This is a genomic window from Anoxybacillus ayderensis (genome assembly GCF_000833605.1).
Lineage (GTDB): Bacteria > Bacillota > Bacilli > Bacillales > Anoxybacillaceae > Anoxybacillus > Anoxybacillus ayderensis.
This window is the reverse complement of the sequence record NZ_JXTG01000002.1, coordinates 95,546-111,062: the sequence shown is the minus strand read 5'-3', so window position 1 is coordinate 111,062 and position 15,517 is coordinate 95,546. Positions and strand designations below refer to the sequence as shown.

The following is a 15,517-nucleotide window of genomic DNA, read 5'->3' as shown; positions in this document are numbered from 1 at the left end:
CTCCGCATTTTTCTTGTATTCCTTCATACTGGCGACGATTCGTCCCGCTTCTCACACCACTTAAGCAGCGTTTGCTTTAACGGATAAGCAATGATTAAAATAACAATTGTATGAATAAATAGCGTTGGCAAAAAGCGCGACTGCAAAAACGTTTGAACAGGCATCGTCGTCCGGCTAATAACGAGTTGAATGGCATATGCGTACCATTCGACACATGCAATGGCAACAATCGCAAAAAAGGAAGCTGTCCATGCATTTTTATGAAAAACGTTCATCGCTTTCGCAATTAAATAAGCGATAAGCGAAAAGGCGAACGCATAAGCGCCTAATAGTTCTGTATATGCGACATCATATAACAGACCAAAAATAAATCCATACGTCATTCCTTCTGTTTGTCCAATAAAAATCGTAATAAACACGATCAAAATAAGCAAAATGCGCGGAACGAGCAAATAAACATCGAATAACGGATCGGGGAAAAGTTGTACGATAATGCTTTCCAATAAAAACATAACGGTCACAAGGGAAGGAAGAAAAAAACGTCTCATTGTCCTTCCTCCTCTTGCGACATTTCAATTTTTCGTTTCACGATCATCACATCATCAATGTCATAAAAATTCGCTGCTGGCTTGATATAGGCAATTTGTGTAAGCCCGTACTCATCCGCAACGACTTCTTCCACTTCTCCGATAAATAGTCCTTTTGGAAAAATCCCGCCAAGTCCTGATGTAAATACACGCTGTCCTTTGTTTATTTTCGCATCATATGGAAGGCGTTTCAGCAGCAATGCTTCCCGTTCTTCATCGTATCCTTCGATTAAACCGAATACGTTTTCATCTCCTTGAACAAACGCAGAGATGCGATTTTGTCGATCATTTGCGCTAAGCAGTTGCACCGTTGCGCTAAATGGTGAGACGCTACGCACTTTGCCGATGAGTCCTTGAGGTGTAATAACAGCCATATCTTTTTTTACACCGTGTTGGGATCCTTTATTTACAATTAACGTCTCTTCCCAACGATCTGGATTGCGCCCGATCACCGTCGCTTGAATGGCGACAAAATCACGTAAACTTTCTTTTTTATCAAGTAGTTCACGCAAACGTTCGTTTTCTTTTTTGAGCGATTCCACCTCGGACTGCAAGAGAACGTATTGCTCTAAGTGCGCTTTTAACTGTTTGTTTTCTTCATATGTACGGCGCAAATCGTTCACATTTTCAAAGAAGCCCGCAACGAGCTGTGCGGGCTTGTGCACGATAGATTGCATAAAAACAACGGTGTCTTTTGCGAATTTTTCCATCCATGTTAATTCACTTCGTTCTTTTAACGAAAAACCGATGAGAGCCACGAGTACCATGATGCTAACAAGCAATATAATTAGCCGTTTATTTAAGAAAAATTTCGGCATGACGACACCTTCTTACACATTAGCGATGGTCTCGCGCTTTATTTTTAAATAAATGAATATGGTCGAGCGCTTTTCCTGTACCAATCGCGACGCAATCGAGCGGATTTTCAGCAATAATGACTGGCATATTCGTCTCTTGGCTAATGACTTTATCTAAATTGCGCAACAACGCTCCTCCACCCGTTAACACAATTCCACGATCCATAATATCTGCAGCAAGTTCTGGCGGCGTTTTTTCAAGCGTATTTTTTACGGAATCAACAATGGCATATACCGTATCGCGCAACGCTTCAGCGATTTCTTCCGCATGAATTTCAATCGTTTTTGGCAAGCCTGTTAATAAGTCGCGACCGCGAATTTCCATGCTTCCGATCCCTTCCGGATTGCCTGCCGAACCAATTTCGACTTTAATCGCTTCCGCTGTGCGCTCCCCAATCATTAAATTGTACGTTTTGCGAATATATTGGATAATTGCCTCATCCATTTCATCACCAGCAACACGAATTGACTGGCTCGTAACGATACCACCTAAAGAAATGACAGCGACTTCCGTTGTGCCACCCCCGATGTCGACGACCATGCTTCCTGTCGGTTCCCATACAGGCAAATTCGCACCGATCGCTGCCGCAAACGGCTCTTCGATCGTATAAGCGTCGCGAGCCCCTGCTTGTCTCGTTGCGTCAATGACGGCACGCTCCTCGACCGCCGTAATCCCTGACGGCACGCACACCATCACGTATGGCTTTCCAGCAAACAGTCCGCTATTTTTCGTCGCTTGCTTAATGTAGTACTTCATCATAATGGCTGTCGTTTCGTAATCAGCGATCACTCCATCTTTCATCGGGCGAAGTGCCACAACGTTTCCTGGCGTACGTCCGATCATTTGTTTCGCTTCATTCCCAACCGCAACAATTTGTTTCGTATCTTTTTGTAGCGCAACGACAGAAGGCTCGCGCAAAACGATTCCTTTTCCTTTGACATATACAAGCGTATTGGCAGTGCCTAAATCTATTCCGAGATCTCTTGATCCAATTCCAAACATGTTCGTATCTTCCTTTCTGAAACAAAATGCTTTCAAAAACTCATGACATTTATTATAACGCAATTACAATGAAAAGAGAACGATTTACACATATCCTTTTTCTTTTAAACTCACATATGTTTTATCACCAATAATTAAATGGTCAAGCAGCTCAATGCCAACGAGGCGGCCGCATTCTACGAGCCTGCGCGTCACTTCAATATCTTCGCGGCTCGGCGTCGGATCTCCTGACGGATGATTGTGAATACAAATGATGGAAGCAGCAGAACGTTTAATCGCTTCTTTATACACTTCGCGCGGATGGACGATCGATGCATTTAGACTGCCGATAAATACTGTCTTTTTATGCATCACTTGATTTTTCGTATTTAAATATAACACAACGAAATGTTCTTGGCTTAAAAAACGCATATCTTCCATGACGTAACGTGCACCATCTTCCGGAGAACGAATGACGTAACGATCATCGTATTGAATTTGATGCACGCGTCGGCCAAGCTCAAGCGCTGCAATAATTTGGATCGCTTTTGTTTTTCCGATCCCTTTAATGCTTGTCATTTCTTCAATCGTTGCATCTTTTAACTGACGAAGTCCTTCAAAATGGGTAAGTAAATGTTGCGCAAGCGTAAGAACGGAATATTGTTTCGTCCCCGTGCGAAGCAAAATGGCTAACAATTCTTGATTGGATAAACTTTGCGGTCCTTCAGAAAGCAAGCGTTCACGCGGGCGTTCATCGGGTGGAACATGACGAATAAGCATACGTTCCCCCCTCTATTTTAACCTTTTTTTAACGAAATGGATAAAATCCGAATTTTTTTAATTCGCGAGCAAGCCTTGCAATCGGCAAACCAACAACGGAAAAATAGTCGCCGTCAATCTTTTTTACAAAAAGCGCTCCCCGTTCTTGAATGCCGTACGCGCCCGCTTTATCGAGCGGTTCTTTTGTCGCAATATACGCCCAAATGTCTTCATCTGTAAGCGGCCAAAACGTAACGTCCGTTTTTTCTGCAAAAGTGACGCACTCTTTTTCTGTACAAATGGCGACACCTGTCCATACTTCATGTGTCGTTCCGGATAAACGTTTTAACATACGAAAGGCGTCTTGTTCGCTCGTCGGCTTCCCAAGCACCTCTCCTTCACACACAACGATCGTATCAGCCCCGATGACGCACGCGTCTTTTTTTTGTTGCCATACCGCATTTGCTTTTTTATGTGCGAGCTGCTGTACAATTTCACTTGGGGATAACTCGGCATCGAATAATTCATCGACATCGCTGACGAGGATGTCAAACGGAAGTCCAAGCATACGAAGAAGTTGTTTTCGACGAGGAGAACTAGAAGCTAACACAAGTTGCATCGTCATCACCTTTCTGTCATGAGCGTTTGTTTCAAGGAAGATACACTTGTATCGTACCAAATTTATACACAATATACAATGGTTCGACAAAGAAAAAAAGAAGCTGTGCGCTTCTTATTGTAAAACATTTAATATATGTTGTTGTGCGGCCCATAATTGTGCTTGATCGTTTGTTTGCCGGAAAGCGAAAAGCGCTTCATACGCTTTTTTCATCTGTTCATCATGAAACGAATACGACTGTAACTCATTCCATTGTTCATTGGAAAGTTGTTGCCCATCCAACAATAAACTAATCGCGGAAACGATCGTCATAAACGGCTCATTTTCTTTTTCGTCCACCGATACGTTCCATGCTTTTACGTATGTGTCAATTCCGAGCGATTCGTATAAGCCCGCGATTTTCTTTGCCTCCTCTTTCGTTAATGCCATGCCTAAAAAGACGTAAATCGGTTGTTTTCCTACCATGACGCTCGGACGATGTTGCCCTTTTATTTTTTGCGCGTACGCTTTCGCCGCTTCCGCATCTTGAAACACCCCACCTTGAACGACAAAAACGGTTTCTGTCCGTTGCGCAACTGGCTCTTCTTCCTTTTGTTCTTGCTGCAATGTGGCGGTCGAAGAAGTGTCAGTTGTCGGAATGATCGTTAATACAAATAAACCGAAGCTTGTCCCAAGAACGACAGCTAAAGCGATCGCTAGCAAAAACGAACGCCAAGGTGATCGTTTTTTATATCGTTGACTTGTTGTGTCGAATGCTACCAAATCGTCTTTTTTCTCATTTTGTTCATTGCTCTCTCCATTTGACCATTGCGGTAATACGTTCGTCGCCGTCGTATACGGTTGTTCTTTCCCATTCACTTTAATCACAATTGCTTTTTTCGCTGGCTTGTCCAACTTTTCTCCCTCCCGCTGTCATTCTTCGGTCATCGTAACATAAAAAAAGAAAAAAAAAACGAGACATTTGTCGTCTCGTCGCGGAAGGTTTTCGTCAAATTTCGCACTATCGATCTTGAATGTCATTTATCGACAACTGATCGACAGGTACACCATTTTCTTTACAAATTTGCTTCGTTTCTCCTTTTAAACAAACCGCATATGCAATCGTGCCGTCATGTTGTTTCGTCACAATAACATATGAGTCATCATTTGGCGGCAACCGTTTTGATGTGTACGGATCCATGATTCCCTCAAGAACGCCATCGTCAACTAACTGTTTGTACGTTAATATTTCACTTTCATTTGGTGTTAAAAACTCTACTTTCTGCGCACCAACGTGAAGCCTTGCCGCCTCGTATAGCGAATACGCTGTCGCGACAAACGCTCGATCACGTGACTTTTTAATGACTTCAACAACAGAAATAGTCGCAATCATGACTAAAATACTTAAAATAACAATGACGGCTAACAGTTCAATTAACGTCATTCCGCGCTCATTTTGCATCCGACCGACTCCTTTATTGCTCCGTTAATGAAGGAAACGGATTGCGCTTTTCGCTCGGTTGCGGTAAATCAAGCGGTGGCAGTTGCTCAATCCATTGGCGTAACTCTGGTGCATAAAACGTTGAAACAGTAAGAGAATAAGACAGCTCCGGTACTTCATCCATCACCGTCGTCCATTCTTCATATCCTGTAAACGATAGCGAATCGACTGAAACGATGCGCTTCGATCGCTCCAACACATCAATAAATTGTTCGAGCGCAAAATAAGAAGGAGAACGAACAGATATATTGACCGTTAATTTTTGAATCGGAGTGGGAGGTCCTTCGACGTTTTCCCCTTCTTGAAATGTAAGCGACAATACCATACTATTGGATAAAACTTCCGCTTTTTCAATATCTAATAAAAATTGCTCGACAAACGGTTGAACAGGAACGCGTTTTTGTAACTCGACAAGACTAACACGCAAATCGTCCGACGGTTGTTTGCTTTGCAACGTTTGCAGCAACTTTTTTTCCGTCTGCAATTCTGTTTCCAGTTGTTCTTTTCGGTCATCGAGCGGTTTGTACACATATATATATAGCGCAAATGATAGTAGCGTAAGCAACAAGAGAGAGACCGTCACGATAAGTCCTTTTCTCATTTTTCCCCTCCTTGTTGCTGTTTTTTCCATTCCTCCATATTCAGTTGAACAGTAAACTGTCCGATATACCGCGGCATTGCTCCTTCTTCTTCCGCCTTTCCTTCTGATGCAGTTAAACTCGTCAGTTTTACGTCAGCGATAAACGAGGCATCTTTTAACGCTTGTAAATATGCAGCACTTTCACGCGTTGTATCAAATTGAGCAGTCAATTGAATGGCACCATCTCGCGCATAAGAAACGTTCATTAAAAACCCGCGCTCTGGCAAACGTTCAATCAATTCATGTAAAAGCGCGACCGTATGAATCGGATATTGCTCCGCCCATTGAATCGCTTCTTGCAACTGGACTCCGACAGATGTGTTCGCAGCTGTTTTTTGTTTTTCTTCTTCTGCGATTCGTAACGCTTTCGTTTGATCGAGCTCCGTTTTTAATTGCGCGATTTGTTGTTCCATGCGCTGTACAATGACATAAAACGTTGCCGCGCCAACGATCAATAAAACAGCAAACACAATGGATAAAAGTGGAATAAGTCGGGATTTTTGTTCACGTTTTGGCAGTAAGTTAATTTCTACGAGCATATGCATTACCCTCTTTTAGTCCGAGTCCAATTGGTAAATAATAAGCAGGGTCGACCGAAAGCGGCAGCGTCAACGTTTCAACCGCGACATCAAGACGCTCTTGTAACAAAAGGGAAAATGTATGAACGAGCGGATGGTCCCCAGTAATGACGATGCGGGTAATTTGCGCCTTGCCTTGTTGTAATGAAAAACGGTAAAAGTTCATGACGCGCTCGAGTTCTTTATATACGTCCTCTAGCTGACGTTCAGGTTGACCTTCTTTTAACCACATCCATCCTTCATTCGTCTTTTCCCAAAACGTCCATTGGGCATCAAACGCTAACTGACGCGTGAATATTGGACGATGTTGATAAAATACGCTGACGTTTAACGACGATAAATCAAATTGAACGAATAAAAAGTGATCGACATCGTTCGCTAAATCAAATGTGTAAAATAAGCGATATAAGCTAAGCGGAGAAATATCTGCCACAATCGGTTTTAATTTGACTGCTTCAAATAGCTGTGCATATTGCATTACGTTCGCTTCCGGTGCGGCAAACAATAAAACATGAAGCGCTTCTTTCGTTTTTTCAAGCATGGCGTAGTCAAATACGGCATCTTCAAACGGAAGCGGGATCGTTGAACCAATTTCCATAAATAAATAACTACGTATATCTTCTACATCGATTTCTTTCGGTAACGCAACTTTCCGAATAACGATGAGTGGATCAGGAACAAGAAATCGTACGCGGCGACGTTTCATTTTCCACATGTCGACACATTGCTCCATAATATGAGCGAGCTGTTCTTCATCGACAATTTTCCCGTCCCGCACAATTCCTTCTGGAAGCGGCCATTCCTCGCATGTATGCAAAACGAGCGGTTGCTGTTGTTTTAACTCTACATAGCGAATGACGTGATCTTTTATAACAATGTTGCCCACTTTATGTTTCATCGAAAAAAGCCGCATAGTTCGTTCTCCTTACATCATAACCTTTACGTACACGTGGATGATCGTTTCCCCGAAAAAATAAGCGATTAACGTCCCAACGACGATCGCTGGTCCAAACGGCATCGGTTCGCCTCGTTTCACACGCCCGAGCGCCATGCCAATCAGTCCGAATATCGTCCCGACGAGCGTCGATAAAAAGAACGCTAAAACGGTAAGCTTTGCGCCAAGCGCCAAACCAATTAACGCAAATAACTTAATATCTCCACCGCCCATGCCACCTTTACTCACAACCGCTATGACAAACAATATCATAAACCCAACAACACTACCGAGCAAACTATCCCACCAAGGAGTAAGCGGGGCAATCCATAAACGTTCAACAAGAAGGAGTGGAGTGAAAAATAATAAAACACGGTTTGGGATAACCATATAATGCACATCAGAAACAAAAATAATAACGAATAAAGAAATGAGCGTCCAACTAACGGCTACTTCCGCTGACCAACCGACAAAAAGCGGGGCAAGCGTAAACAATATAGCCGTGGACAGCTCAACGAATGGGTAAACAAAGGAAATGCGCGCCGAACACGCGCGACATTTCCCTTTTTGCAACAAATACGAAACAACTGGAATTAACTCTAACGCCGTCAACGTTCGCTTACAATGTGGACAATGCGAACGCGGCGCAACAATCGACTCCCCCTTCGGCACCCTTAACCCAACAACATTATAAAATGAGCCGAGAAGAAGACCGAGGAGGAAAGAAATAAAAAACAACATATGCGATCACTCTTGATTGTACCTAAATCATAATTTATGGATTTGATGGCGTGGCTGGGTTATCAACTACCTGACTGCGTGCTAGACTTCCCTCAGCAACCGCATCTCCAGTGGAAGTTTGGACACCACGCTTATCATTAATTAGTTTAACACTATAAGATAACTTATTATTACTATTAGTTATCGTAACAAATGATCCTTCTTTATTATAAGTTCCATTATCAGGGTCTTTCACTGTCTCTAAGTACCCATCATCCTCAAGCTTTTTCAACGTAATGTTTTGGCTTTGGCCACTACTAGGTATTAAGCTCTTATCCGCCGTTACAGCAATTTTTGCTGCGTTAATCATTTGCTGTGCGTTTGCTACGTGCGCATCTTTTTTTGAGTTGTCGATTAATCCCCCGATGCTCGGAATTGCAATGGCTGCAATAATCCCTAAAATAACGATAACCGCCAACAACTCAATTAATGTTAAACCTTTTTCGTTGCGAATAAATTTCTTTAACATAATTCCTCTCCTTTGCAATTTTTATAATCTCTCTCATCATTTTACAACACCAGCAATCTAGTTGAAAAGTACTATTTTATTGTTGAATATGATTAAATATATCAAACATCGGGACTAAAATCGATGTGACAATCGTCCCAACAACGCCGGCAAGCAAGACGATCATAAGCGGTTCAATTAACGATTTTAGTCGATCGGTAGCCGCTTCGACTTCCGCTTCATAAAAGTCAGCAACTTTCGCAAGCATCGCATCGAGCGAGCCTGTTTGCTCTCCGATCGCAATCATTTGTGTTACAAGAGGGGGAAACGCCCAATGCCGCTTCATCGGCTCGGTCAACGATTCCCCACGCTCGAGCGCATCACGAGATGTGCGAATGACGCGAGCAATCACCTCGTTTTCTACAACCTCTTCAACGATCGTAAGCGCCTGTAAAATAGGGACAGCGCTTGAAAATAACGAGCTTAACGTGCGCGTCATACGAGCAAGTACCGCCTTTTGCATCATTCCACCGAAAATGGGCATGCGCAATACGATGACATCGACATAATATTTCGTCTTTTTTTGCCTTTTCAGCAGCATCAGTACCCCATACGTGCTAAGCAACAAAAGAAGAACGCCCCACCAGTACAGTTGCATCACTTCACTTGCACGTAGCACAAACTTCGTAATGCTCGGCAACTCCGCACCAAAATCAGCAAACATTGAAACAAACGTCGGAACGACACCGACGAGTAAAAAGATGACGACGATGACCGCAATGATGCCAACAACAACAGGATAAGCCAAAGCGGAAACAATTTTTTGTCGCGTTCGATGCACTTTTTCAAAATGATCGGCAAGCCTCTCAAGCGTTTCATCCATACTTCCGCTCGCCTCTCCTGCGCGAATCATATTAATGACGAGCGGAGGGAAAATGTTCGGATGATCAGTCATTGCTGTAGATAGCGGTTGACCGCTTCTTAATCGTTCCTCAATGTGAACGAGCGCTTTTTTTAACGCTTTACTTTCCGTTTGTTCCGCTAAAATGCGCGTAGCATCTACAATCGTTACCCCTGCTTTTAAAAGCGTCGCAAATTGACGTAAATAAATAACGAAATGTTGCAGCTTCACAGGGTTACCGAATGTAATTTCTTTCGTTAACAACGTTTGCGGCACTTCGCGTACGTCGATCACTTTCAACCGTTGTTCACGAAGTTTCATCATCACATCGCGACGTGACGAAGCAACAATCGTCCCTTTTTTTACTCGTCCGCGCATATCACGCGCTTCATAGCGAAATTGCGCCATTTGTCATCATCCTTCCTGCAAGTACGGCTCAACCGTTTCTCTTGCAATCAGTCCTTGTTCGACAAGCTCTCTAATGTTCGCCTCAAGTGTATGCATGCCAAGCGCACGGTTCGTTTGCATGACGCTCGGAATTTGATGAATTTTCCCGTTGCGAATTAAATTCGCAACGGCTGCATTGTTGATTAAAATTTCTGTTGCTGCAATTCTTCCGTTTTTTTGTGCGCGCGGGAATAATCGTTGTGAAATAATCGCAACTAAAACCGTCGCTAATTGAATACGAATTTGTGCTTGCTGCTCTGGTTGAAATACATCAATAATTCGGTCAATCGTCGCAGGGGCACTTGACGTATGAAGCGTCCCGAAAACAAGATGTCCTGTTTCTGCGGCGGTAATTGCCGTTTGAATCGTTTCTAAATCGCGCATTTCGCCGACTAAAATGACGTCTGGGTCTTGACGAAGCGCTGCCCGCAACCCGTTTACGAAGTTGTTTGTATCCGTTCCAACTTCGCGCTGATCGATCACACATCCCCCGTGTTTATGCACGTATTCAATCGGATCTTCAAGCGTAATAATATGTTTGCGCATCGTTTTATTCATATAATCAATCATCGCAGCTAACGTTGTCGATTTTCCGCTCCCCGTCGGTCCTGTCACGAGAATGAGGCCTTGAGGTTTTGTGACCATCTTTTTTAATACATCTGGTAGTTGCAATTCTTCAAGCGATGGAATTTTTGTCGGCACGATACGAATAGCAAGCGATATGCAGCCTCGTTGTTTAAACACGTTAACACGAAAACGCGAAACGCCCGAAAGGCTATACGACAAATCTAACTCTCCGTTTTCTTCAAAATGAGACCACATTTTTTCGGGAACGATCGCTTTCGCCATTTGCTCCGTATCTGCTGGTGACAACGTTTCTTGACCGTAACGTTTCAAATCGCCGTTTATACGAAAAATAGGAGGAATACCGACCGTCAAATGAATATCGGACGCCTTTAATTCAAATGCAGCACGCAATATCGCATCTACTTTTTGTTTCATGCTCATCACGAAACTTACGCAAGGAAGCCCCTGTCTTTAGGCACGGGGAGGAATTGCACCTTACGCAATGTTCATTCCCTCCCTTCGATATGTGTATCCGTCGAATCGCTGAATGACTTGGACATATCTATAATTTATTCCTTGTGCGATACGTTTACCGTCCTTACCTTTAATATCGAAACTTCCAGTCTTTCTGCATGATACTTCGCCAAACCAAACGCCTTGATATTTCCCTCTTGGGATAACAGCCTTAACCATGTCCCCTGTTTGGAAGCCAAAGAAGAACTTTTGTCTTGCAAGATAACCTCTTGGGAAGCCATATCTATCTAGGTTTGTGCGTGAACGACTACCACGCCCCTTTGCTCTAATGAATAACACTTCTTTTGTTTTGAAATATAAGTGATTTGGTGTGCTTTCTCCCACGCAACAAGCGTCAAAATAGTGTGTTTTCGGCAAGTCTAAACGAATACGATTCATTTTCGTTCGTGCGCCTGTTCCACACTCTACTTCGCATCCGCTTTGTTTTAACACTTCATACACTTTCCATCGAGTGGCATTCACTACACTTGCGTCTTTTAGCGTTTTTTTGACCATTTTTTGAATATGTGGATACCCGAATTCTTCTGCGGTTTGACTTCCTTTTCTTTGGTTGCAATCTCGACACGCAAGACATAGGTTATCCACTCGGTCTGTTCCACCTCTCGATTTTGGAATGATATGCTCCACTTCAAGTGGAACATTTTCTTTTCCGCAATAACAACACTTCCGCCCAAACTTTTCAAGCAAGTATTCTCTTACTTCGTATCCTTGAAGCGTGCCTTGTTGATACTCAATGCCGCTGATTTCAGGATTTCGCATGAGTTGCGTGTCGAATTTGGTATTTTCGTATGATATATACCCAATGGGGCATAACTTCTTTAGGCGGTTAACCCATGTTTGGATATTTTGCACGCGACTCTCTAGTGATGGCGGCAACCACCCGTCTTTTCTCCTACGATTAAGAAAACGTGGTTTTCTGTATCGAGTTTTTCGATTTCGTCTTGCTCGACGAAAAGCACGCCTTTTATCTATTCTTTCCTTGATGTCTGTGCGATGGTCAAGTTGCCCTAACCATACCACTTCTTGTCCTCGCAAAATCGCAAGTCCTGTGTGTTTGCTTCCGTGATCGATTTTGAGCCGATACGGTGTTTTCGGTCGAAAATTATCGACAATTTCTTTTAAAATAATCGTAAATGGATAGCGTTTGTAGATCGCTGCCTTCCCTTGTTTCAACAGCTTTCTCGCAACTGCTTCGTGACAAGGAGCAAGCGGACACTTATTTGTGTCTAACACAAAAACCATAGGGTATTCCCCTTTCCTCTGCATAAAGCAGGTCATATTCTCCTCGACCATGTTATAGATGCTTGTTATGTGCAAGACACTAGCGCCACCCACCACGCTTGTTTAATCTTGCACGACAGAGGAACGGGCTGGAGAAGCACCCGAACGTGTCATGACATCTATAACGTAGGCTCTGTTTCAAGCCTTGGTCTGGTCAACATGGGGCTTACAAGCCCACGACTTTAGTCGTTGGGTTGTTGACCTTATACAATGCTTACACGCAACACTTCTTCCGTTGTCGTCAGCCCTTGTTTGACTTTTAACAATCCGTCATCAATTAAAAAAATCATTTTATTTTTGATCGCAATTTCACGCAATTTCGAAAGCGGTTCACCGTTTAAAATCACTTTTCGCATATCATCAGACATAACCATTAATTCATGCAGGGCGATGCGCCCTTTATACCCTGTCATGTTGCACGTTGGGCAGCCACGACCGCGCATCACTTTTTCAATTTTCAAACCACGGCGAGCAAAAATGTCGATTTCTCGCTTCGTCGGTTCGTGCTCTTCTTGACAATCGCGACAAACGCGACGCACGAGACGTTGAGAAACAACCCCTGAAAGTGATGTGGCAACTAAAAACGGCTCGACTCCCATATCAATTAAACGAGCAACAGTGCTTAATGCATCGTTCGTATGCAACGTACTTAACACGAGATGTCCTGTTAAAGAAGCACGAATCGCCACTTCCGCTGTTTCGCGATCACGAATTTCTCCAACCATAATAATGTTCGGGTCTTGACGCAAAATCGAGCGCAATCCTTCGGCAAATGTCATCCCGACATTTGGATTTACTTGAATTTGGTTTACTCCTTCAAGCTGATATTCGACAGGGTCTTCAATTGTAATAATGTTCACATGTTCCCCATTTAATCGGTTTAATGCCGCATAAAGTGTCGACGATTTTCCTGAACCGGTCGGCCCCGTAATTAACACGATGCCCGTTGGTTGTTCGATCAGTTGAATAAACCGTTGTAAATTCAATTTATTAAATCCAAGTTTGTTTAAATCGTTTAACGCCGCTCCTAAGTCAAGCACGCGCATAACGATTTTTTCACCATAAATCGTCGGCAATGTCGATACACGCAAATCGACCGGGTGAAAATCGATATTCATTTTAATACGTCCATCTTGCGGAACGCGATGTTCTGTAATATCCATATTCGCTAAAATTTTAATACGCGCCGTTAACATTCCTTGCATATGCTTAGGCAACGCTCGTTCTGTACGCAAAATGCCGTCGATGCGATAACGAATGACGACCTTTGTTTCCTGGGGGTCAATATGAATATCGCTCGCCCGCTGTTCTACTGCCATTTGTAAAATTTGATTGACGAGTCGAACAATCGGCGAGTCATCTTCAACAAGTTTCTCTTGTTCGCGCACTTCTTGCGCAGGAGCAATGTTTAAAAATTCTTCCACCGAATCATCAATATCGTAATATTTATTAATTGCCCGTAAAATATCATCTTTTGATGCAATAGCTACTTCAATATGAAAGCCCGTCGATAAACGCAAATCATCAATCGCAAAAAAGTCCATTGGATCTGCCATTGCAACAAATAGACGATCCCCTTCTTGTTTTAAAGGAATGAGCATGTTTCGTTTCGCAAATTCTTTCGGTACGAGATTCGTTAATTTCGGATCAATTGGATAACGATATAAGCTGACGTGTGGGATGCCAAGTTGAAACTCTAATACTTCAATTAACTGTTGCTCCGTAATGTATCCTCGCTGCAACAACGCATCCCCTAATTTTTGACCAGGTGCTTTTTCTTTTAACGTTTCTTCGAGTTGTTCTTTCGTAATTAATCCCGCTTCAATAAGCAAATCGCCTAATCGTTTTCGCTCATGCTTTTTCATGAGGTCTCATCCTCATTTCCTTTTATTTGCTCGTTTTCATTTCCCCATATATCATCTTGTTGTGGTAACTGTGTTGAAGGTGATTCATTTGGAGTTGGTGTCTCACTTGGTGTCCCACTTGTTCCGTTATTTACTCCCGATTGCAACCCACGCAATTCGACACGATGAACAGGTGGATAAAAATCTTCCGAAACGGGTATCGTCTCAATTAATGTTCGGTTTCGATCGTACACTTCTTTATACAAGCGAATGAGCATTCCTTTTTTTCCTTCTTCCTTGATCCGCTTTTCGTTCGGCTTCAACAATGCGCTATATTGCACAATCGTTTTTGGATCGTAATATTCAATTGGATCCGTCTTTAATACATATTGATACATAAACGGTATTCCTGTAAGAGAAAGTTTCATTTGACTGCCTTCCGTTCTCATTTCAACCGTGTACGACTGATCGTTTGGATTAAAAAACATAAAGTCTTTTTTATTTTGTTCAACAGCTGCTTCAAACCCTGCCTTAATTCCATTTGGTAATATAGGGCTCGTATGCCGTTCAACAATTTCAAAATTTGTCGGTACAACCGCCTCATACAATCCAGATGCAAATAACGTCATCGCTTCTTTTGATAAGCTTATTCCTTGCTTTTTGAAAAAGTCCAAAACAGAAAACACTTGTTTTGGCTCAATGACAACGGTTGTTTGCGTTATCGCATGAAGTTCTTGATGGAACGGGATAGTTGCTTGCGATAATATCGTTTCCTTTTGCATTTCTTCTCGAACGTATTGACTAAGAGATAGTTGGGCAGATGTGAGCGAAGCTGCAGCTTGTTCTACTTGTGCTCTTACTTTTTCAACATCGATCCAATCACTTAATGCACCAAGCGAAGAAATCACATCTTGCAAAGCTTGTCCGTCAATGGAAACGAGGAGAGGGGTAGTTTTTCCGCTCTCCGCTTGTTTCATGCTCTCCTCAATATGAAATGTAAAATGATTAGTTTGTACCGTTACTTCTTTTCCTTCTAGCATGAGCGTAATCGTCGCTGATTGTTTCCACTCATTTACTTTTTGATTGATTTGTTCATACGCTTCTTCGTATGAACGATTTGATATATCGACTGGTCCGATCATCGTTCCTTCAGCAAATGTATCGCCACTAACGAACGACTCGTACGCCCATGTCGCCACTTTCGTACTTGCAAGTAAATATGAAACGGTAAGAAGTAACGTAAAAAACAACTTAAGCGAAGCGATTTGGCGCACGGCAT

At 42.7% G+C, this 15,517-nt stretch carries 17 protein-coding genes; all 17 read right to left on the bottom strand.

The window, feature by feature from the left end:
- Window positions 1-23 precede the first annotated feature (23 nt).
- The 17 genes from mreD to JV16_RS02725 all read right to left on the bottom strand — a co-directional run bounded on the left by mreD (window position 24) and on the right by JV16_RS02725 (window position 15,512).
- Window positions 24-548: a rod shape-determining protein MreD gene (gene mreD / locus JV16_RS02805; protein ID WP_042534157.1), complete on the bottom strand. Its 525-nt coding sequence runs from the start codon at window positions 546-548 to the stop codon at window positions 24-26.
- Entirely contained in the window at window positions 545-1,405 is an 861-nt protein-coding gene (gene mreC / locus JV16_RS02800; protein WP_042534155.1) for a rod shape-determining protein MreC, read from the bottom strand. The genes mreD and mreC overlap by 4 nt, the downstream gene beginning before the upstream one ends.
- Before the next feature lie 19 nt (window positions 1,406-1,424).
- Entirely contained in the window at window positions 1,425-2,447 is a 1,023-nt protein-coding gene (locus JV16_RS02795) for a rod shape-determining protein (RefSeq protein ID WP_006320433.1), read from the bottom strand.
- 84 nt (window positions 2,448-2,531) lie between these two features.
- Window positions 2,532-3,206: a RadC family protein gene (radC, locus tag JV16_RS02790; protein WP_021093878.1), complete on the bottom strand. Its 675-nt coding sequence runs from the start codon at window positions 3,204-3,206 to the stop codon at window positions 2,532-2,534.
- A 28-nt stretch (window positions 3,207-3,234) separates the two neighbouring features.
- Window positions 3,235-3,804 carry a Maf family protein gene (locus tag JV16_RS02785; RefSeq protein ID WP_042534153.1) on the bottom strand — a complete coding sequence of 190 codons (570 nt, stop codon included), beginning with the start codon at window positions 3,802-3,804 and terminating at the stop codon, window positions 3,235-3,237.
- Between the two features lie 114 nt (window positions 3,805-3,918).
- Window positions 3,919-4,698 carry an SPOR domain-containing protein gene (locus tag JV16_RS02780; protein ID WP_042534151.1) on the bottom strand — a complete coding sequence of 260 codons (780 nt, stop codon included), beginning with the start codon at window positions 4,696-4,698 and terminating at the stop codon, window positions 3,919-3,921.
- A 106-nt stretch (window positions 4,699-4,804) separates the two neighbouring features.
- Complete coding sequence (locus tag JV16_RS02775; RefSeq protein WP_042534149.1) at window positions 4,805-5,245, bottom strand: type II secretion system protein; 441 nt, start codon at window positions 5,243-5,245, stop codon at window positions 4,805-4,807.
- A 13-nt stretch (window positions 5,246-5,258) separates the two neighbouring features.
- Window positions 5,259-5,885 (bottom strand): type 4a pilus biogenesis protein PilO, encoded by a 627-nt coding sequence (gene pilO, locus JV16_RS02770; protein ID WP_042534147.1) that lies wholly within the window; start codon window positions 5,883-5,885, stop codon window positions 5,259-5,261.
- Window positions 5,882-6,463, bottom strand: a complete 582-nt coding sequence (locus JV16_RS02765) for a PilN domain-containing protein (RefSeq protein ID WP_042534145.1) — start codon at window positions 6,461-6,463, stop codon at window positions 5,882-5,884. Before JV16_RS02765 ends, pilO begins: the two co-directional genes overlap by 4 nt.
- Window positions 6,447-7,415 (bottom strand): type IV pilus biogenesis protein PilM, encoded by a 969-nt coding sequence (gene pilM, locus JV16_RS02760; protein ID WP_042534143.1) that lies wholly within the window; start codon window positions 7,413-7,415, stop codon window positions 6,447-6,449. The genes JV16_RS02765 and pilM overlap by 17 nt, the downstream gene beginning before the upstream one ends.
- 12 nt (window positions 7,416-7,427) lie before the next feature.
- Window positions 7,428-8,177 (bottom strand): prepilin peptidase, encoded by a 750-nt coding sequence (locus JV16_RS02755; protein WP_042534141.1) that lies wholly within the window; start codon window positions 8,175-8,177, stop codon window positions 7,428-7,430.
- Between the two features lie 34 nt (window positions 8,178-8,211).
- A complete protein-coding gene (locus JV16_RS02750) occupies window positions 8,212-8,685 on the bottom strand; it encodes a prepilin-type N-terminal cleavage/methylation domain-containing protein (protein ID WP_042534139.1) in 474 nt (157 codons plus the stop codon).
- Window positions 8,686-8,761: 76 nt separating this feature from the next.
- Complete coding sequence (locus tag JV16_RS02745; RefSeq protein WP_042534137.1) at window positions 8,762-9,973, bottom strand: type II secretion system F family protein; 1,212 nt, start codon at window positions 9,971-9,973, stop codon at window positions 8,762-8,764.
- 6 nt (window positions 9,974-9,979) lie between these two features.
- Window positions 9,980-11,014 (bottom strand): type IV pilus twitching motility protein PilT, encoded by a 1,035-nt coding sequence (locus tag JV16_RS02740; RefSeq protein WP_042534135.1) that lies wholly within the window; start codon window positions 11,012-11,014, stop codon window positions 9,980-9,982.
- 60 nt (window positions 11,015-11,074) lie between these two features.
- Window positions 11,075-12,355 (bottom strand): RNA-guided endonuclease IscB, encoded by a 1,281-nt coding sequence (iscB, locus tag JV16_RS02735; RefSeq protein ID WP_042534133.1) that lies wholly within the window; start codon window positions 12,353-12,355, stop codon window positions 11,075-11,077.
- 242 nt (window positions 12,356-12,597) lie between these two features.
- Window positions 12,598-14,259, bottom strand: coding sequence for a GspE/PulE family protein (locus tag JV16_RS02730; protein ID WP_042534131.1), 1,662 nt, complete (start codon window positions 14,257-14,259; stop codon window positions 12,598-12,600).
- A complete protein-coding gene (locus JV16_RS02725) occupies window positions 14,256-15,512 on the bottom strand; it encodes a VanW family protein (RefSeq protein ID WP_042534129.1) in 1,257 nt (418 codons plus the stop codon). Before JV16_RS02725 ends, JV16_RS02730 begins: the two co-directional genes overlap by 4 nt.
- Window positions 15,513-15,517 lie beyond the last annotated feature (5 nt).